This is a genomic window from Streptomyces massasporeus (genome assembly GCF_014648995.1).
In the GTDB taxonomy this organism is placed as follows: Bacteria; Actinomycetota; Actinomycetes; order Streptomycetales; family Streptomycetaceae; genus Streptomyces; species Streptomyces massasporeus.
In genome coordinates this window covers 80,266-98,000 of record NZ_BMSE01000013.1, presented here as the reverse complement: position 1 = coordinate 98,000, position 17,735 = coordinate 80,266, and the positions used below count along the sequence as shown (strand labels likewise).

Genomic DNA, 17,735 nt, shown 5'->3' with positions numbered 1-17,735 from the left:
CGAGTAGACTGCTGAAGTTGCTCGGCGAGGGAGGCCGTTCCCGTTTCGGGATGTGCGGCTCTCCGTTATCGACGCGCTCTTCGTAGCAGGCCGTTCGTGGCCGGGTGACCACGTCCGTTCTGATTTCGAGGAGTGACTATGTCCGAGGTGAAGATCTCCGCCGCGACGCGCACCGAGTTCGGCAAGGGTGCCGCGCGCCGTATCCGTCGTGAAGACAAGGTTCCGGGTGTCCTGTACGGGCACGGTTCGGACCCGCTGCACCTGACCCTGCCGGGTCACGACCTGCTGATGGCGCTGCGTACGCCGAACGTGCTGATCGCGCTGGACATCGACGGCAAGACCGAGCTGGCGATTCCGAAGTCGGTGCAGCGTGACCCGCTGAAGGGTTTCCTGGAGCACGTCGACCTGCTGCTGGTGAAGCGCGGCGAGCAGGTCAACGTCGACGTCTACGTCCACACCGAGGGTGAGCTGGCCCCGGGTGCCTTCCTGCTGGAGCACGTGCTGAACGCGCTGCCGGTCGAGGCCGAGGCGACGCACATCCCGGAGTCCGTGACCGTCTCCATCGAGGGTCTGGCGGCCGGCGACTCCATCCTCGCCAAGGACATCACGCTGCCGAAGGGCACGACCCTGGCCGTCGAGGAGGACACCGTCGTCCTTCAGGTCCTGGCCGCGCAGGCCGAGGAGGCCCCGGAGGGTGAAGAGGCCGAGGGCGACGAGGCCGCCGAGGCCTGATCCTCTTCGTCGTCGTTGCGTCGGCCGCTGTTCCCGTGCGGGGCAGCGGCCGACGCGTATGAAGGAGACATGGACGTGACGACCGATGCGGCCGCTCCCTGGCTGATCGTGGGGCTGGGCAATCCGGGGCCGGAGTACGCGGGGAACCGGCACAACGTGGGTTTCATGGTGGCGGATCTGCTGGCGGACCGGGTCGGGGGGCGGTTCAAGCGTGCCGGGCGGGCGCAGGCGCAGGTCGTGGAGGGCCGGATCGGGCCTCCTGGGCCGTTGAACCGGCGGGTGGTGCTGGCGAAACCGATGTCGTACATGAACCTGTCGGGTGGGCCGGTGAATGCGCTGCGGGACTTCTACAAGGTGCCGGTGGGCCATGTGGTGGCGGTGCATGACGAGTTGGACATCGACTACGGGGTGCTGCGGCTGAAGCTGGGCGGCGGGGACAACGGGCACAACGGGCTGAAGTCGATGACGAAGGCGTTCGGTGCGGAGTATCACCGGGTGCGGTTCGGGATCGGGCGGCCGCCGGGGCGGATGCCGGTGGCGGATTTCGTGCTGAAGGATTTCTCGTCGGCGGAGCGCAAGGAGCTGGACTACTTCGTGGACCGGGCGGCGGACGCGGTGGAGGCTCTGGTGATCGAGGGGTTGGAGCGGGCGCAAAGCACGTACAACTCCTGACTTGTCACCCGTCGAGGTTGACGGGCCGTTCAGGCATGGCCAATGATCCCGGCCATGCCTGCCATTGCCACCTCTTCGTCCCAGGGTTCGGCCGCCGTTCTGCGGTTCGGGAGGTTCGCGGCGATGGGTACGGTCGCGGTGCTGATCCTGATCGCGGGTGTGTGGGCGTCGTGGGGTACGGCGCAGCATGTGATGCTCACGAAGGGCCGGGAGCGGGGCACGGTCGATGTGACGCGGTGCGGGGCGGATGCGTGCTGGGGTCGGTACACGCCGTTGTCGGAGGGTTCGCAGCCGCGGGCGCGGGTGGTGCTGGAGAAGTCGGTCGCGGTGGAGCGGGGCCGGACGTACACGGTGGTCCTGAAGTCCGGTAGTGATGACGCGGTGCGTTCGGGTCCGGCGGGTGTGCTGTACGCGTGGATTCCGCTGGGTGGTGCGTTGTTGCTGGCGTCGGTGGTGGTGGCGGGTGGTCTGCTGCGGACGCGGGCGGCGTGGGTGATGGCGTTGTCGGGGGTGGCGTTGCTGACGGCGGCGTTCGTGACCGTCTGAGGGGTTCTGGCGTTCTCCACATCTGTGGAGGAACGGAGCGTTGTCTGTTCGTGATTGACGGGCGTTCGGGTGAGGCTGGAAGCTGAGCCGCCCCCTCCACATCTTCCCGGTCACTTCTCGAAGATGGACGACTCCTCCATGCGAACCCTCTCTCGCTTCGGCGCTGTCTGCGCCGCCGCTTCCGCGGTCCTTCTGCTCGCTCCCGCCGCTCACGCCACACCTCCCGGCGACAACGGCACGGTGAAGATCCATGACGCCTCGACGGGTGAGGAGCTGCGCCGCAACGAGCCGCACGTGTGCGCGTTCTATCTGGATGCCTTCGGTTTCGACGGCGGTCAGCGGGTGGACTGGCACATCGACGCGATCCCTCCGAGTGAGAACAAGGGGGAGACGGTGGAGTCCGGTGCGCTGACGCTGGATTCCCAGGGTCACGGGCGCAGCGAGGACCTGTCGCTGCCCGACGGGCACTACAAGCTGTTCTGGAACTTCGAGGGCGAGAAGGGCTCCGCCAAGCACAAGGTGTTCTGGACGGACTGTGAGGACGAGCAGGAGCCGGGTGGTGCGACGCCGTCCGCGTCGGCTTCGCCGGGGGCGTCCGAGGCGCCGTCGGGTGAGCCGAGTGTGTCGGCGTCGGCGAGTTCACCGGCCGGTGGGGCTGTGCCGGCGTCGTCGCCGTCGCCGCAGGGTGGTGCGGAGGGTGACCTCGCCGAGACGGGCAACGGGGCCCCGGTGGGTGTGCTGTCGGGTGTGGCTGCCGCGCTGGTGGCGGCGGGCGGTTACCTGGTGCTGCGGCGTCGGCGGGCCGGCCGCGGCTGACGTGGAACATGACCGTGCCCCCGAGCCCTGCGCGGGCTCGGGGGCACGGTCATGTCCGGGGTGGGTCAGCCGGTGTTGCGCAGGCCGGCTGCCACGCCGTTGACGGTGAGGAGGAGGGCGCGGGCGAGGAGCGGGTCGGGCTGCTCGGCGGCCTGGGCGGCGTCGCGCTGCCGCTTGAGCAGGGCGACCTGGAGGTAGGAGATGGGGTCGAGGTAGGCGTCGCGGATGGCGAAGGTCTGCTTCAGGACGGGCGTGGCGTCGAGGAGTTCCTCTTCGCCGGTGACGCGCAGCACCTCACGCACGGTCAGTTCATGCTCGGCCTTGATGGTGTCGAAGACGTGCTTGAGCTCGTCGGGGACGAGGGTGTCGACGTAGTGCTGGGCGATCCGCAGGTCGGTCTTGGCCAGGGTCATCTCGACGTTGGAGATGAAGTTGCGGAAGAAGTGCCACTGCTGGTGCATCTCGTCGAGGACGGTGTCGAGGCCGGCTTCGCGCAGGGCCTTGAGGCCGGAGCCGACGCCGAACCAGCCGGGGACGATCTGCCGGGACTGGGTCCAGCCGAATACCCAGGGGATGGCGCGCAGGCCGTCGAGCGAGACGCCGGAGCCGGGGCGGCGGGAGGGCCGGGAGCCCAGGTGCAGGTCGGCGAGCTGGTCCACCGGCGTCGACGCGAGGAAGTACGTCGGCAGGTCGGGGTCCTCGACGAGGCGGCGGTAGGCGGCGTGGGCGGCGTCGGAGACGACGTCCATCGCGGCGTCCCAGCGGGCGAGAGCCTCGTCGGACTGGCGGGGTGCGGTGTGCAGGGCGGACGCCTGGAGGGTGGCGGCGACGGTGAGTTCGAGGTTCTCCCGGGCCAGGGACGGGATGAGGTACTTGTCGGAGATGACCTCGCCCTGCTCGGTGACCTTGATCTCGCCTTCGAGGGTGCCCCAGGGCTGGGCGAGGATGGCGTCGTGGGTGGGGCCGCCGCCGCGGCCGACGGTGCCGCCGCGGCCGTGGAAGAGGCGCAGGCGTACGCCGTAGCGGTGGGCGACGTCGCGCAGGCGGCGCTGGGCGCGGTGGATCTCCCACTGGCTGGTGGTGATGCCGCCGAACTTGGAGGAGTCGGAGTAGCCGAGCATGACCTCCTGGACGTCCCCGCGCAGGGCGACGAGGCGCCGGTAGGAGGGGTCGGAGAGCATGTCCTCGAGGATGGTGTCGGCGGCCTTGAGCTCGTCGGTGGTCTCGAGGAGCGGCACGATGCCGATCTTGGCCCAGCCGGCGTGCAGGTCGATGAGACCGGCTTCGCGGGCGAGGACGGCGGCGGCGAAGACGTCGTCGGCGCCCTGGCACATGGAGATGATGTAGGACTCGATGACCTCGGGTCCGAAGACCTCCAGGGCGCGCTTGACGGTGCCGAAGACGCCGAGGGTCTTCTCGCCGGGTGCGTCGACGGGGGCCGGGGTGGGGGCGAGCGGCCTGCGGGACCTGAGCTCCTTGGCGAGGAGCTTGGAGCGGTAGTCGCGGGGCATGTCGGCGTAGCGCCAGGATTCCTCGCCGAGCCGGTCGAAGAGCTGGCCGAGGGCGTGGTGGTGGGCGTCGGCGTGTTCGCGGACGTCCATGGTGGCGAGCTGGAGGCCGAAGGCGGCGAGGGTGCGGATGGTGCGGGCGAGGCGGCCGTCGGCGAAGAGTCCGCCGCGGTGCTCGCGCAGGGAGCGCTGGATGATCCGCAGGTCGTCGAGGAGTTCGCTGGTGCCGAGGTAGTCGCGGCCGTCGCGGTGGGCGGTGCCCTTGGCGAGGCGCTTCTTGGTGTTCTCCAGCTTCTGGCGGATGCAGGTGGCCTTGAGCCGGTAGGGCTCTTCGGCGTTGAGGCGCTTGTAGCGGGGGCTGATCTCGGGGAGGTTCTCCAGGTCGGTCTGGAGGGAGGTCAGCAGTTCCTCGGTGGCACCGGCGTAGCGGATGGAGTTGGAGAGGAAGCCGCGGAGTTCGTCGATGGTCTCCAGGGCGTCGTTGATGCCGTGCTCGTGCTGGAGGATCAGGACGTCCCAGGTGACCTGGGGGGTGACGTTGGGGTTACCGTCGCGGTCGCCGCCGATCCAGGTGCCGAAGGTGAGGGGGCGGGTGTCGTCGGGGAGCTTGACCCCGGCGCGCTCCAGTTCGGCGGTGAGGTCCTCCAGGACGTCGCCTACGGCGTTGGCGTGCAGCTCGTCGAGGTAGTAGATGGCGTTGCGGGCCTCGTCGGCGGGCTCGGGGCGCACCACGCGCAGTTCGTCGGTCTGCCAGACGAGGTCGATGTTCTCGGCCAGGCGGGTGTCCAGGCGGCGCCGGTCGGACTCGATGACCGGGGTCTCCAGGAGCGCGGCGATGCGCCGGAGCTTGTTGAGGACCGAGCGGCGTGCGGCCTCGGTGGGGTGGGCCGTGAAGACGGGGCGGACGTTGAGGTTGCTGACCGTCTCGCGCAGGTGCTCGGGGTCGGCGTCCTTGAGCCGGTCGGCCGTACGGGCGAGGAGGCCGCCTTCGGCGGCGCGGCGGGCGCGCAGCTCGCGGCCGCGGTGGACCTGCTCGGTGACGTTGGCCAGGTGGAAGTACGTGGAGAAGGCGCGGACCAGCTTGGCCGCGGTGTCGAGTTCGGTGCCGCGCAGCAGCTCTGCGGCGGCCTCGCCGTCCTCGCGGGTGAGGCGGCGGACCTTCTCGACGAGTTCCAGCAGCTCGGGGCCCTCTTGGCGGACGAGGGTCTCGCCGAGCAGGTCGCCCAGTCGGCGGATGTCGGCACGCAGCTCGCTGCTCGTCGTCGTGGTCTGGTCGTCGGCACTGCTCACAGGTGCGGCTCCTTGCAGTGTTGAAGCTCGTCTGGGAGGGGAACCCGGACGGCGTCTCGCGCGGCGGGGCGCCGCATACGGTCCGGACATCCGGGAAGAAATCAGAGCGGACCGCGCTGTCCGACCGACTCAAGGATAGGTGTCGGCAAGGACGCGCAGGCTCGCGGGCTCTTGCCGCCGGGCGGCGCACTGCCATACTTACGATGCCGTAGGTTACGGAACCGTAGGAAGCACATCACGGTTGACGTGCCCCGGCTACCCCTTCTCCATCCACATACCCCCCAGGGGACGCGTATGACCAGTAGTTCCGACGTGATCGAGGACGCCCCGAAGGCGCCCGGTCAGGCCACCGACGCCGCTTCCGCCACGCTGGGCGGCGAGAAGAAGCGCTCCATCGAGCAGATCGCCCTGCTCCTCTTCATCACCGTCCCGTTCATGGCTCTGCTGGCGGCTGTGCCGCTGGCGTGGGGCTGGGGGGTGAGCTGGCTGGACCTCGGTCTGCTGGTCTTCTTCTACTACCTGGGGTGCCACGGCATCACGATCGGGTTCCACCGTCACTTCACGCACGGTTCTTTCAAGGCCAAGCGGCCGTTGAAGATCGCTCTGGCGATCGCGGGGTCGATGGCGGTCGAGGGTCCGCTGGTGCGCTGGGTGGCCGATCACCGCAAGCATCACAAGTTCTCGGACGCGGAGGGTGACCCGCATTCGCCGTGGCGGTTCGGTGAGACCCTTCCGGCCCTGATGAAGGGCCTGTGGTGGGCGCACATCGGATGGATGTTCGACGAGGAGCAGACGTCGCAGGAGAAGTACGCCCCGGACCTGATCAAGGACAAGACGCTCCGTGCCATCTCCCGCCAGTTCATCTGGTGGACGGTGCTGTCGCTGGCATTGCCGCCGGCGATCGGCGGGCTGGTCACGATGTCCTGGTGGGGCGCGTTCACCGGCTTCTTCTGGGGTTCGCTCGTGCGGGTCGCCCTGCTGCACCACGTGACCTGGTCGATCAACTCGATCTGCCACGCGGTCGGCAAGCGTCCCTTCAAGTCGCGTGACCGCTCGGGCAACGTGTGGTGGCTGGCGGTGCTGTCCTGCGGTGAGTCCTGGCACAACCTGCACCACGCCGACCCGACGTCGGCCCGGCACGGTGTGATGCGCGGGCAGCTGGATTCGTCCGCCCGGCTGATCCGCTGGTTCGAGATGGCGGGCTGGGCGTACGACGTGCGGTGGCCGTCACGCTCCCGTATCGATTCGCGCCGCAATACCGGGGAAGGCGGCTCCCCGCGCGGGAAGGAGCCCGTCGAGGCGGCATGATGGGCGCTGTGGCGACCGACTCGAGCAGCACCCCCAGCAATGACAAGCCGCGGCGAGCGCGTCGCACCCGGATGACCGGTGCCGAGCGCCGCCAGCAGCTGCTGGAGATCGGTCGCACGCTCTTCGCGGCGAAGGGTTTCGAGGGCACCTCGGTGGAGGAGATCGCGGCGAAGGCCGGGGTCTCCAAGCCGGTGGTGTACGAGCACTTCGGCGGCAAGGAAGGGCTGTACGCGGTCGTGGTGGACCGTGAGATGCGGCGCCTGCTGGACATGGTGACCAGCTCCCTCACCGCCGGTCACCCCCGCGAACTGTGCGAACAGGCGGCGTTCGCCCTACTGGACTACATCGAGGAGTACACGGACGGTTTCCGCATCCTGGTCCGTGACTCCCCCATCCCCCAGTCGACGGGCACCTTCGCCTCACTGATCTCGGACATCGCCACCCAGGTGGAGGACATCCTGGGCCGCGAGTTCAAGAGCCGCGGCTTCGACCCGAAGCTGGCCCCGCTGTACGCACAGGCACTGGTCGGGATGGTCGCCCTGACCGGCCAGTGGTGGCTGGACGTGCGCCGGCCGAAGAAGGCCGAGGTGGCCGCGCACCTGGTGAACCTGGCGTGGCACGGCCTGGACGGGATAGAGGCCAAGCCACACCTGATAGGGCGCCGCAAGGCCTGACCAGGTCCGTTCCAGAGGGGTTCGAGGAACTCCAGGCGGTTGCCGACCGGGTCCTGCGCGTAGCACCGCTTGTGCCCGGGCAGGGCGGAGTCCCGGACGACGGACGCCCCGCCGGACTCCAGCCGGGCGGCGTAGGCGTCGATGCCCGTCACCCGCAGTCCGGGGTGGGCCTTGCGCGCCGCCCGGAAGTCCTCCTCGATCCCCAGGTGCAGCTGCACCGCCCCGGCCCTGAACCAGCACCCGCCCCGCCGGGCGAGCTCGGGCGGTTTCGGTACCTCGGTCATGCCGAGGACGCCGACGTAGTACGCCCGCAGCCGCTCCTCGCTGCCGGGCGGGGCGGCGAGCTGGACGTGGTCGAGGGCGGTGATCATCAGCTCTCCCTCCGGGCGACGGCGAATACCCGGCGGAAGGGGAACGGCGTGCCGTGCGGGCCGGCCGGATAGGCCTCGCGCAGCGCCGCCCGGTACTCGGCGACGAACGCCTCCCGCGCCTCGGGGTCGTCGGCGAGCGCGGTCAGCACGGGCCGCAGGCCGGTCCCCTTCACCCAGTCGAGCACCGGGTCCTCGCCTTGGAGCAGGTGAAGGTACGTCGTCTCCCACACGTCGGCCGCGCAGCCGAGGGACGTCAGACGCTCCAGGTAGACCTCGGGGGCGTGGACGGCGTCGGCGTGGCGCAGGGTGTCGGCGAGCCGGCCGCGCCAGCGCGGTGAACCGGCGAGTTCGCGCATGAGCCGGTGGCTGGGAGCGTCGAAGTTGCCGGGCACCTGGAAGGCGAGGGTGCCACCGGGTTTCAGTCCCGCCACCCAGTCGGGGAAGCGCTCGGCATGGCCGGGCACCCACTGGAGCGTGGCGTTGCTGATGATCAGGTCGTGGGGCTCGTCCGGCGTCCACGTCCGTACGTCGGCGTGGCCGAAGTCGAGACGCCCGCCGCCCGGGGTCGGCCCCTCGTGGTCGACGTGGGCCTTGTCGAGCATCTCGGGCGAGTTGTCGTAGCCGGTGATCCGGGCGGTGGGCCAGCGGGCGGCGAGCAGCGTGGTGACGTTGCCGGGCCCGCAGCCGAGGTCGGCGATGCGGGGGTGGTCCGCGGACGGTCGGGTGGGCAGGTCGGGGACGCGGGCGAGGAGGTCGGTGAAGGGGCGGGCGCGGTGGTCGGCGTGACGGAGGTACTGGGTGGGGTCCCAGGTGGGGGTGGCTGCGGGCATGGTTCCTCCTGGTGTCCTTTGTGTCCTGGCGATGACCGTGCGGGGCGCACACCCAGCGTGATCTCTCATATATCTCGATGTCAAGAAACTGGATGTCAAGAGACTCTACGTCGACACAACCACTACACTGATCGTCATGGAGGACGAGGTCGATCGGCTGGTCGCAGCGTGGCGCCGGGAGCGCCCTGACCTCGACGTGGAACCGCTCGAGGTGCTCAGCCGCGTGAGCAGACTGGCCCGGCACCTGGACCGGGCACGGCGGCTGGCCTTCTCGGAGCACAACCTGGAGCCGTGGGAGTTCGATGTCCTGACGGCCCTGCGCCGCGCGGGCACGCCGTACCAGCTCTCGCCGGGGCAGCTCCTCACCCAGACGCTCGTCACCTCGGGCACGATGACGAACCGCATCGACCGCCTGGCCAAGAAGGGCCTGGTGGAACGGCTCCCGGACCCCAGTGACCGCCGGGGCGTCCTGGTCCGGCTGACGGACGAGGGCCGGGACCGGGCGGACCAGGCCCTGGCGGGTCTGCTGGACCAGGAGCGCGCGATCCTCGCGGAGCTCTCCCGGGCCCAGCGCGGCGAACTGGCGGGGCTGCTACGCCAGCTGACCGCCCCGTTCGACAACATCCCCGGCTAGGTCCACTGGCCCGACTCCGGCGCGCCGCGCGAGGGCGACGGCGGCGAGGGTGGAATGCACGCCGAGCTTGCCGAGCACGTTCTGCATGTGGGTCCGCACGGTGTGCGGCGACAGATACAGGCGCTCGGCGACGGCCTTGCGCCCCAGCCCCGCGACCATGCACCGCAGCACTTCCCGCTCACGCGGAGTGAGGGACTCGACGAGCCGCTCGCTCTCGGTGCGGTGCTTGCGGGCGGCGGTGAGCTCCCGCAGCACGCCCGTCAGCAGCGCGGGCGGCAGATGTGTCTCGTCCCGCAGCACGCCCCGGATGACCGTGAGCAGCCGGGACAGGGAGCAGTCCTTCGCCACCCACCCGGAGGCGCCGGCCTGCAGGGCGAGCGCCGCCCGCCGCGGGTCGTCCTTCTCGGCGAGCACGACGATCCGTACGTGCGGCTGCGCGGAGCGCACGCCCGTGACGAGGGAGATCCCGTCGACGAGCCCGTCCTCGTTGCCCTCCTGCACGGGTACGGCCGGGCGGGCGCCCGGCACCTTGCCACCCAGGTCGGCGTCCACGAGCAGCACGTCGAAGCGCCGCCCCTCGGCGACCGCCCGCTCCAGGCTGCGCAGCGCGGCCGGACCACTGCCGGCCGCGGAGACGTCGACGTCCGGCTCGGCCGCCAGGGCCGCCGCGAGTGACTCCGCGAAGATGCGATGGTCGTCGACGACCAGGACTCGGATGCGAACCACGAAACCCCCTTCCCCGAGCTCCCGAAGAGCAGGGGCTACCCCATCGTCGGAGGATGACACCGCGCGGGTACGACGCGGAGTGTCCGGATCTGCCGCGTCCGACCAGTCGGTCCTTGCCGCAGCAGTCTGTTCGGGTCGCCGCAGCCGCACGGCCGCCGCCGTGCAGTACCGCTACCCCCACCCCGGGCGTCGTACCCGGCTGTCTCGCCCCCTGAGCGGCACCGGCCCCCACCGGTGCTGTTCATCAGGGTACGGACGGGGGCCCGGAGCGGAAGGTTATTTGCAGAACTGACTGTCCGACGCGTTTATGGTGTGCCGCATGTTCCGTCTTGAGACAGAAGTCGACAAGGCCCGACGTGATCTGCTCCGCACACGCCTGCGGGACACGAACACAGCCGCCTCTCCGATCCTGCGCGCCCTGCGCGGCACACCGGACGAAAGGGACGCGCCCTTGCATGTGTGGGCTGTGAACGACCGGGACGACGCCCTCGCCGGCGGCCTGGTCGGCCACACCTGGGCGACCTGGCTCCACGTGACCTACCTCTGGGTCGACGAACGCCACCGCGGCAGGGGCCTGGGCGCGCAATTGCTCGCCCAGGCGGAACACATCGCGACAACCTCCCGCGGCTGCCGCGCGTCCCGCCTGGAGACCTGGGACTTCCAGGCCCCGCGGTTCTACGAGAAGCAGGGGTACGAGGTGGTGTGCGTGGTGCCGGACTATCCCCCGGGCATCACGGAGTACATGCTGACGAAGAGGCTGGGCTGAGCTGCGGGGACGAAACCCTCGATGACGCCCCGCCCTCACTCACCGATAGCGTTGGTTCGCTTGAGTTATCCCCCCACACATGATCAACGGGAGACACAGTGAACCGCCCCGCTCGGCTCGTGACAGCCGCGCTCACCGCATCCGCGGCCCTGCTGCTGACCGCCTGCGGCTCGGGGGGAGGTGACAGTTCGTCATCGTCCGACAAGATCGCCGGTGCGGGTTCGGGCGACACGGCATCGGCTTCGCCTTCGGCCTCCGCGTCTGCGGACGGGATCGATCGGCCGGAGATCAAGCTGCCCGGAGACATGAAGCTGGCTTTCGAGAACCGGCAGACGGGCGACTCCGTCAAGGACGCGATCCTGACGGACAACGAACGGGCCGTCAGCACGGTGTGGCAGGCCGTGGCGTCCGGCGATCTGAAGAAGTCGGGCATGGGCTTCTACTACACGGACGCCGCACTGACGGGCGTCTACAACTACGCGAAGGACAACAACGCCAGGAAGACCAGTTGGGCCGGCACCCTGCGCTACTTCGACCGACAGGTGACGGTGTTCGACAAGACGTCGGCGGCCCTGACCTACTGCGTGGACGAGAGCAAGGCCAACGTCAAGGACCTCAAGACGGACAAGGTGAAGGTGGTCGAAACCTCGCCTGACAGCTACGTGTACTACAACGCCAGCGTGAAGAGGGACAAGCAGGGCGTCTGGCAGATCTGGAAGCTTCACGAGGACCGCGGCTCCCAGAGGTGCCAGCCGTGACGCAGCGCGCGGCACTGGCGGCCATGACCGCCGCAATGCTCCTCCTCGGGGTGGACACGGCTGTCGCCGGCGGGATCGGCAGCAACGGAAACCAGGTCTCGAAAACGTCCGGGAACTCATCAGGACGGGTGCTTCAGTCGCGCATCACCTTCAATGTGAAGGGCGCAACCCCGTCGAAGGACGGCGGCCCGATCACCTCCACCGCCATGGACTGGGAACCTCCGGCCTGCTGGTACGAGCCCTACTGGAAGGCCAAGGACTTCAAGACCTACACCGAGGCCAACTGGTCCATCTACGACTCCGTCGGTGGTGCGCCCGAGGGCGTGGCGGACGACAAGGCCCGCTACAAGGAGGGTCGTCCCTACAAGGACTTCAACGTCGACAAGAACGACGAGGGCATGTGGTGGGTCGCCGTCACGAATCCGAAGATGGAGGACGACCCCGCCGCCGGAAACTGCAAACGCGACCCCTTCTGGGTCGACAACGGTAAGAACCCGGGCGTCCCCCAGGCCATCGACACCAAGACCCTCGCCGGGCTCGCGCACCAGCGTACCGTCGTGCCGCCGACCAAGATCTCCCTCGCGCCGGACGCCAGGTCCACGGTGAACGCGCCCACTTGGGTCTGGCTGGACAAGGGCGCCTTCAAGCCCGTGTCCGTCACGGCGAGTCTGCCCGGCACCGGGCTGTGGGCGACGACGACGGCGAAGCCGGTGAGCCTGCACATCGATCCGGGAACGGCGGACGCGGAAACCCTTCCCTCGTCCGGTGAGTGCCTGATCAACGACGACGGTTCCATCGGAGAGCCCTACGCCCGGGGCAAGGCGGAGCTGACGCCTCCGTGCGGGGTGCGGTACCTGCGTTCGTCGGGGGACGGCACCTACGGCCTGGAGGCGACTCTCACCTGGGAGATCACCTGGGAAGGCGCGGGGAACACGGGCGGGAAGCTGCCCAACGGCACCTTCGCCACCACCACCGAGGTGCCCGTCCAGGAGATCCAGTCCGTCAACCGCTGACCGTGGCAGCGGTGCCCTCCCCGTGGAGGGAGGGCACCGCTCGTCGGGGCCGGTCAGTCGAGGCGGTGGGCGCCCGCTGAGGGGACCGCTTCGAAGACTCGGGGGGTCGTGAAGCCCGCCGTCGCGAAGGCCTCTGTCACCGCCTTGGTGATGGCGTCGACGTCCGGCTCCTCCGCGAGGACGATCGCCGAGCCGCCGAAGCCGCCGCCCGTCATGCGGGCGCCCAGCGCGCCGGAGGCCAGGGCCGTGTCGACGACCAGGTCCAGTTCCGGGCAGGAGATGCGGAAGTCGTCGCGGAGCGAGGCGTGGCCCTCGACCAGGACGGGGCCGATCGCGCGGGTCTCGCCCGACTCCAGGAGGGAGACGACCCGTTCGACGCGCTCATTCTCCGTGACGATGTGGCGGACCAGGCGGCGGACCTCCTCCTCGTCGCCCAGGCGGGCCAGGGCCGCGTCCAGGTCGGCGTAGGGGACGTCCCGCAGCGCGTCGACGCCCAGCAGGTCCGCGCCCTTCTCGCAGCCGGCGCGGCGCTTGCCGTACTCGCCCTCGCTGTGGGAGTGCTTGACCTGCGTGTCGACGACCAGAAGCCGCATGCCCTCGGCCGCCAGGTCGAAGGGGATCTGGCGCTGGGAGAGGTCGCGCGTGTCGAGGAACAGGGCGTGGCCGGCCTCGCAGCAGGCCGACGCCGTCTGGTCCATGATGCCGACCGGGGCACCGACGTAGACGTTCTCCGCGCGCTGGCACAGGCGGGCCAGCTGCCATCCCCGCAGGCCGAGGGCGAACAGGTCGTTCAGGGCGAGGGCGACGACGATCTCCAGGGCCGCCGACGACGACAGGCCCGCGCCGGAGGGGACCGTGGAGGTCAGGTGGATGTCCGCGCCCGTGACCGCGTGGCCGGCCTCGCGCAGGGCCCAGACCACGCCCGACGGGTACGCCGTCCAGTTCCGGTCCGCCCCCGGCGTCAGCTCGTCGACGCGCAGCTCGACGACCCCGCCCTCGACGTCCGCCGAGTGCAGGCGCAGCACGCCGTCCGTGCGCCGGGAGACGGCCGCCACGGCGGTGTGCGGCAGCGCGAAGGGCATCACGAAGCCGTCGTTGTAGTCGGTGTGCTCACCGATGAGGTTGACGCGGCCCGGGGCCGCCCAGACACCCTCGGGGGCGGTTCCGTAGAGCTCCTCGAAACCGTCCCGCACCTGCTGTGCGCCCACTACTGCTCCCTTGAGATGTTCTGCGCGAAGTCCCACGCGTCCGCGACGATCCCCGCGAGGTCCGCGCGGGACGGGTTCCAGCCCAGCTTCTCGCGGGCCGTGGCGGCCGACGCCACCAGGACCGCCGGGTCGCCGCCCCGGCGCGGGGCGACCACTTCCGGGATCGCGTGGCCCGTCACCGTGCGGACCGTCTCGATGACCTCGCGGACCGAGAAGCCGTTGCCGTTGCCGAGGTTGCAGATCAGGTGCTCGCCGGAGGTGGCGGCCGTCAGGGCCAGCAGGTGGGCCTCGGCCAGGTCCGCGACGTGGATGTAGTCGCGCACGCAGGTGCCGTCCGGTGTCGGGTAGTCGTCGCCGAAGACCGAGATCGCCTCGCGCCTGCCCTGCGCGACCTGGAGGACCAGCGGGATCAGGTGGGACTCGGGGTCGTGGCGCTCGCCGTACGCGCCGTACGCGCCCGCCACGTTGAAGTAGCGCAGGGAGACCGCGCCGAGGCCGTGGGCCGCCGCCTCGCCCGTGATCATGTGGTCGACGGCGAGCTTCGAGGCGCCGTACGGGTTGGTCGGGGACGTGGGCGCCGACTCGACGATCGGGACCTGCTCCGGCTCGCCGTACGTCGCCGCCGTCGAGGAGAAGACCAGCGTGCGGACGTCCGCCTCGCGCATCGCGGCCAGCAGCGCCATGGTGCCACCGACGTTGTTGTCCCAGTACTTCTCGGGCTTCGCGACCGACTCGCCGACCTGCGAGAACGCGGCGAAGTGCAGCACGCCGTCGAAGGAGGAATTCAGCCATTTGGCGGCGTCGCGGATGTCTCCCTCGACGAACGTCGCGCCCGCGGGGACGCCCTCGCGAAAGCCCGTGGAGAGGTTGTCGAGGACGACGACCTCGTGACCGGCCTCCAGCAGGTGCTCCGCGACCACGCTGCCGACGTATCCCGCGCCGCCCGTCACCAGGTACTTCCCGCTCATGAACTCGCTACCTCTCGCAGTCGCTCGGCCGCGCGCTCCGGCGGCACGTCGTTGATGAACACGTTCATGCCGGACTCGGAACCCGCGAGGAACTTCAGCTTGCCGGAAGTGCGGCGGATGGTGAAAAGCTCGAGGTGCAGCGCGAAGTCCTCGCGCACGACCCCGTCGAACTCCTCCAGCGCGCCGAACGGCGCCTGGTGCCAGGCCGCGATGTACGGCGTCGGAGCCTCACCCTCGCCGAAGATCCGGTCGAAGCGCCTCAAGAGTTCCAGATAAACCTTGGGGAACTCTGTGCGCGCGCCCTCGTCCAGGCCGAGCAGGTCGGGCACGCGGCGCTTGGGGTACAGGTGGACCTCGTACGGCCAGTGCGCGGCGTACGGCACGAAGGCGACCCAGTGTTCACCCTCCAGGACGACCCGCTCATCGGCGAGTTCACGCTCCAGGAGGGCGTCGAAGAGGTTCTCCCCGCCGGTCATCTCCTTGTGCGCCGCGACCGAGCGGAGCATCAGGGCGGTGCGGGGCGTGGTGAAGGGGTAGGCGTAGATCTGCCCGTGGGGGTGCTGGAGGGTCACGCCGATCTCGGCGCCCCGGTTCTCGAAGCAGAACACCTGCTCGACGGAGGGGAGATGCGACAGCTCCGACGTGCGGTCCGTCCAGGCCTCCAGCACCAGGCCCACCTGCTCCTCGGTGAGTTCGCCGAAGGACGCGTTGTGGTCGGAGGTGAAGCAGACGACCTCGCAGCGGCCCGAGTCGCCGGCGAGCGAGGGGAAGCGGTTCTCGAACACGACGACGTCGTACGAGGAGTCCGGGATCTCGCTGAGGCGATCGCCCGCCGACGGGCACAGGGGGCACTCGTCGGCCGGGGGGTGGTAGGTGCGGCCCTGGCGGTGCGAGGCGATGGCGACGGAGTCGCCGAGCAAGGGGTCGCGGCGGATCTCGGACGTGGTGACGGTGCGGTCCAGCGGTCGGCGGTCGGTCGCGTTCCGCACGCTGTCGTCACGCAGGTCGTAGTAGATGAGCTCGCGACCGTCGGCCAGTCGGGTCGAGGTCTTCTTCACGCCGGACTCCTTGTCCTTCAAACAGAACCCAACATACTTAAACACGACCCACCCCAATCGTCAACATCACAATCAAACAAAGAGCGCCATCGGACGTGTTCAATCACTGAAGGCGGAGAAGTAGATTCCGCGAGGTATCGGTTCACGCAACGAAGCGAGGGCTCATGCAGACCCCCACATATCTGTCAGCCGAGCTGCGACTCCCCACGAACTGGCTCGACTACACGATCCTCGGCATCTACTTCGTCGTCGTCCTCGGCATCGGCTTCGCCGCCCGCCGCTCGGTGAAGACCAGTCTCGACTTCTTCCTCTCCGGCCGCTCGCTGCCCGCCTGGGTGACCGGCCTCGCGTTCATCGCGGCCAACCTGGGCGCCACCGAGATCCTCGGCATGGCCGCCAACAGCGCCCAGTACGGCGTCTACACCACGCACTGGTACTGGATCGGCGCCATCCCGGCCATGGTCTTCCTCGGCCTGGTGATGATGCCCTTCTACTACGGCTCCAAGGTCCGCTCGGTGCCGGAGTTCCTGCTGCTGCGGTTCGACAAGGCGGCGCACCTGCTCAGCTCGGTCCTCTTCGCCTTCGCCGCGATCCTCATCGCCGGCGTCAACCTCTACGCCCTGGCCATCGTCGTCGAGGCGCTGCTGGGCTGGCCGGAGTGGGTGGCGATCGTCGTCGCCGGATTCTTCGTCCTCGCCTACATCACCCTCGGCGGCCTCTCCTCGGCGATCTACAACGAGGTCCTCCAGTTCTTCGTGATCCTGGCGGCGCTCATCCCCATCACCTTCCTCGGGCTGAAGAAGGTCGGCGGCTGGGACGGACTGTCCGACTCCCTGACGAAGAGCCACGGCGCCGACTTCATGACCTCCTGGGGCGGCACGGGCATCGGCAGCGACAACCCGCTCGGCGCGAACTGGCTGACCATCGTCCTGGGTCTCGGTTTCGTGCTCTCCTTCGGCTACTGGACGACGAACTTCGCCGAGGTGCAGCGCGCGCTGTCCGCGAAGAACCTCTCGGCGGCCCAGCGCACCCCGCTGATCGCCGCGTTCCCGAAGATCTTCATCGTGTTCCTGGTCATGATCCCGGGCCTGGTCGCCGCGGTCCTGGTCCCGAAGATCGGCACGGCCGACTCCGACCTCCAGTACAACGACGCCATCCCCTACCTGATGGAACAGTTGCTGCCCAACGGCGTGCTCGGCATCGCCGTCACCGGTCTCCTGGCGGCCTTCATGGCGGGCATGGCGGCGAACGTGTCGTCGTTCAACACGGTGTTCACGACGGACATCTGGGCGAAGTACGTCGTCCGGGACCGCGAGGACGAGTACTACGTGCGCTTCGGCCGCCTCATCACCGCGGTCGGCGTCCTGGCCTCCATCGGCACGGCGTTCCTCGCGCGGTCCTTCTCCAACATCATGGCCTACCTCCAGACGCTGTTCTCCTTCTTCAACGTGCCGATGTTCGTCGTCTTCATCATCGGCATGTTCTGGAAGCGGGCTTCGATGAAGTCGGGCTTCTGGGGGCTGCTCGCGGGCACCACCGCGGCGATGGTCAACTACTTCGTCCTCTACAAGCAGGACATCATCGACATCCCCTCCGACCAGGGGGCCAACTTCGTCTCGGCGATCGCGGGCTTCGTCGCGGGTGCCGTGGTGATGGTGGCGGTGTCACTGTTCACGGCGCCCAAGCCGACCGAGGAGTTGCAGGGACTGGTCTACGGCACGACCTCGCCCGGCATGGCGGAGCCGCCGGCGCCCGGGGACGAGGCCTGGTACCGCAAGCCGGCGCTGCTGGGCTGGGGCGCGATCGTCCTGGCCGCGGCCTGCTACATCCCGTTCTCGTTCTGACCGACGGAGGATT

The 17,735-nt window shown here is 69.4% G+C and carries 17 protein-coding genes and 1 pseudogene; 11 read left to right on the top strand and 7 right to left on the bottom strand.

Going from position 1 to position 17,735, the window contains the following annotated elements:
- Positions 1 to 138 precede the first annotated feature (138 nt).
- From IE153_RS26220 to IE153_RS26205, 4 genes are all read left to right on the top strand, one after another.
- Entirely contained in the window at positions 139 to 732 is a 594-nt protein-coding gene (locus IE153_RS26220) for a 50S ribosomal protein L25/general stress protein Ctc (RefSeq protein WP_189592275.1), read from the top strand.
- Between the two features lie 69 nt (positions 733 to 801).
- The gene (gene pth / locus IE153_RS26215; protein ID WP_185007705.1) at positions 802 to 1,404 is read left to right on the top strand and encodes an aminoacyl-tRNA hydrolase; all 603 of its coding nucleotides are present in this window, start codon (positions 802 to 804) and stop codon (positions 1,402 to 1,404) included.
- Positions 1,405 to 1,446: 42 nt separating this feature from the next.
- Positions 1,447 to 1,950: a hypothetical protein gene (locus IE153_RS26210; protein WP_189592274.1), complete on the top strand. Its 504-nt coding sequence runs from the start codon at positions 1,447 to 1,449 to the stop codon at positions 1,948 to 1,950.
- A 138-nt stretch (positions 1,951 to 2,088) separates the two neighbouring features.
- Positions 2,089 to 2,766: an LPXTG cell wall anchor domain-containing protein gene (locus IE153_RS26205; protein ID WP_189592273.1), complete on the top strand. Its 678-nt coding sequence runs from the start codon at positions 2,089 to 2,091 to the stop codon at positions 2,764 to 2,766.
- A gap of 65 nt (positions 2,767 to 2,831) precedes the next feature.
- Here IE153_RS26205 and ppc read toward each other — a convergent pair whose 3' ends face one another.
- The gene (ppc, locus tag IE153_RS26200; RefSeq protein WP_189592272.1) at positions 2,832 to 5,564 is read right to left on the bottom strand and encodes a phosphoenolpyruvate carboxylase; all 2,733 of its coding nucleotides are present in this window, start codon (positions 5,562 to 5,564) and stop codon (positions 2,832 to 2,834) included.
- 294 nt (positions 5,565 to 5,858) lie between these two features.
- On the opposite strand from ppc, the gene IE153_RS26195 reads away from it, so the two are divergent.
- The gene (locus tag IE153_RS26195) at positions 5,859 to 6,872 is read left to right on the top strand and encodes an acyl-CoA desaturase (protein WP_189592271.1); all 1,014 of its coding nucleotides are present in this window, start codon (positions 5,859 to 5,861) and stop codon (positions 6,870 to 6,872) included.
- The gene (locus IE153_RS26190; protein ID WP_097217094.1) at positions 6,869 to 7,546 is read left to right on the top strand and encodes a TetR/AcrR family transcriptional regulator; all 678 of its coding nucleotides are present in this window, start codon (positions 6,869 to 6,871) and stop codon (positions 7,544 to 7,546) included. Before IE153_RS26195 ends, IE153_RS26190 begins: the two co-directional genes overlap by 4 nt.
- A 14-nt stretch (positions 7,547 to 7,560) precedes the next feature.
- Here the strand turns inward: IE153_RS26190 and IE153_RS26185 are convergent.
- Positions 7,561 to 7,917 (bottom strand): annotated as a pseudogene (locus IE153_RS26185) (VOC family protein); the annotation flags it as partial.
- Positions 7,917 to 8,747, bottom strand: coding sequence for a trans-aconitate 2-methyltransferase (locus IE153_RS26180; RefSeq protein WP_189592270.1), 831 nt, complete (start codon positions 8,745 to 8,747; stop codon positions 7,917 to 7,919). The gene IE153_RS26180 and the pseudogene IE153_RS26185, both read right to left, overlap by 1 nt.
- Before the next feature lie 136 nt (positions 8,748 to 8,883).
- On the opposite strand from IE153_RS26180, the gene tamR reads away from it, so the two are divergent.
- Positions 8,884 to 9,381: a MarR family transcriptional regulator TamR gene (gene tamR / locus IE153_RS26175; RefSeq protein WP_004000571.1), complete on the top strand. Its 498-nt coding sequence runs from the start codon at positions 8,884 to 8,886 to the stop codon at positions 9,379 to 9,381.
- Here tamR and IE153_RS26170 read toward each other — a convergent pair.
- Positions 9,340 to 10,107, bottom strand: coding sequence for a LuxR C-terminal-related transcriptional regulator (locus IE153_RS26170; protein ID WP_031104593.1), 768 nt, complete (start codon positions 10,105 to 10,107; stop codon positions 9,340 to 9,342). The two genes, tamR and IE153_RS26170, sit on opposite strands and share 42 nt — an antisense overlap.
- Positions 10,108 to 10,414: 307 nt before the next feature.
- Between IE153_RS26170 and IE153_RS26165 the strand changes: the two genes are divergently transcribed.
- The 3 genes from IE153_RS26165 (at position 10,415) to IE153_RS26155 (ending at position 12,644) form a co-directional block, all read left to right on the top strand.
- Entirely contained in the window at positions 10,415 to 10,873 is a 459-nt protein-coding gene (locus IE153_RS26165; RefSeq protein WP_189592269.1) for a GNAT family N-acetyltransferase, read from the top strand.
- A 98-nt stretch (positions 10,874 to 10,971) separates the two neighbouring features.
- Complete coding sequence (locus tag IE153_RS26160) at positions 10,972 to 11,631, top strand: hypothetical protein (RefSeq protein WP_189592268.1); 660 nt, start codon at positions 10,972 to 10,974, stop codon at positions 11,629 to 11,631.
- Positions 11,628 to 12,644, top strand: coding sequence for a hypothetical protein (locus tag IE153_RS26155; protein WP_308432207.1), 1,017 nt, complete (start codon positions 11,628 to 11,630; stop codon positions 12,642 to 12,644). Before IE153_RS26160 ends, IE153_RS26155 begins: the two co-directional genes overlap by 4 nt.
- A gap of 53 nt (positions 12,645 to 12,697) precedes the next feature.
- Here IE153_RS26155 and galK read toward each other — a convergent pair whose 3' ends face one another.
- From galK to galT, 3 genes are read right to left on the bottom strand one after another with little or no spacing between them, the layout of a single operon-like run.
- Complete coding sequence (gene galK, locus IE153_RS26150) at positions 12,698 to 13,852, bottom strand: galactokinase (protein WP_189592266.1); 1,155 nt, start codon at positions 13,850 to 13,852, stop codon at positions 12,698 to 12,700.
- A complete protein-coding gene (galE, locus tag IE153_RS26145) occupies positions 13,852 to 14,820 on the bottom strand; it encodes a UDP-glucose 4-epimerase GalE (protein WP_189592265.1) in 969 nt (322 codons plus the stop codon). The genes galK and galE overlap by 1 nt, the downstream gene beginning before the upstream one ends.
- A complete protein-coding gene (gene galT, locus IE153_RS26140; protein WP_189592264.1) occupies positions 14,817 to 15,878 on the bottom strand; it encodes a galactose-1-phosphate uridylyltransferase in 1,062 nt (353 codons plus the stop codon). Before galT ends, galE begins: the two co-directional genes overlap by 4 nt.
- Before the next feature lie 164 nt (positions 15,879 to 16,042).
- Here galT and IE153_RS26135 point away from each other — a divergent pair, with 164 nt between their 5' ends.
- The gene (locus IE153_RS26135; RefSeq protein WP_189592263.1) at positions 16,043 to 17,722 is read left to right on the top strand and encodes a sodium:solute symporter family protein; all 1,680 of its coding nucleotides are present in this window, start codon (positions 16,043 to 16,045) and stop codon (positions 17,720 to 17,722) included.
- Positions 17,723 to 17,735: the final 13 nt, after the last annotated feature.

Bases quoted from the DNA above. Each gene is read 5' to 3' on its own strand.
- IE153_RS26220 (WP_189592275.1), top strand. From the start codon at position 139: ATGTCCGAGGTGAAGATCTCCGCCGCGACGCGCACCGAGTTCGGCAAG.
- pth (WP_185007705.1), top strand. From the start codon at position 802: ATGGACGTGACGACCGATGCGGCCGCTCCCTGGCTGATCGTGGGGCTG.
- IE153_RS26210 (WP_189592274.1), top strand. From the start codon at position 1,447: ATGATCCCGGCCATGCCTGCCATTGCCACCTCTTCGTCCCAGGGTTCG.
- IE153_RS26205 (WP_189592273.1), top strand. From the start codon at position 2,089: ATGCGAACCCTCTCTCGCTTCGGCGCTGTCTGCGCCGCCGCTTCCGCG.
- IE153_RS26195 (WP_189592271.1), top strand. From the start codon at position 5,859: ATGACCAGTAGTTCCGACGTGATCGAGGACGCCCCGAAGGCGCCCGGT.
- IE153_RS26190 (WP_097217094.1), top strand. From the start codon at position 6,869: ATGATGGGCGCTGTGGCGACCGACTCGAGCAGCACCCCCAGCAATGAC.
- IE153_RS26180 (WP_189592270.1), bottom strand. From the start codon at position 8,747: ATGCCCGCAGCCACCCCCACCTGGGACCCCACCCAGTACCTCCGTCAC.
- tamR (WP_004000571.1), top strand. From the start codon at position 8,884: ATGGAGGACGAGGTCGATCGGCTGGTCGCAGCGTGGCGCCGGGAGCGC.
- IE153_RS26165 (WP_189592269.1), top strand. From the start codon at position 10,415: ATGGTGTGCCGCATGTTCCGTCTTGAGACAGAAGTCGACAAGGCCCGA.
- galE (WP_189592265.1), bottom strand. From the start codon at position 14,820: ATGAGCGGGAAGTACCTGGTGACGGGCGGCGCGGGATACGTCGGCAGC.
- IE153_RS26135 (WP_189592263.1), top strand. From the start codon at position 16,043: ATGCAGACCCCCACATATCTGTCAGCCGAGCTGCGACTCCCCACGAAC.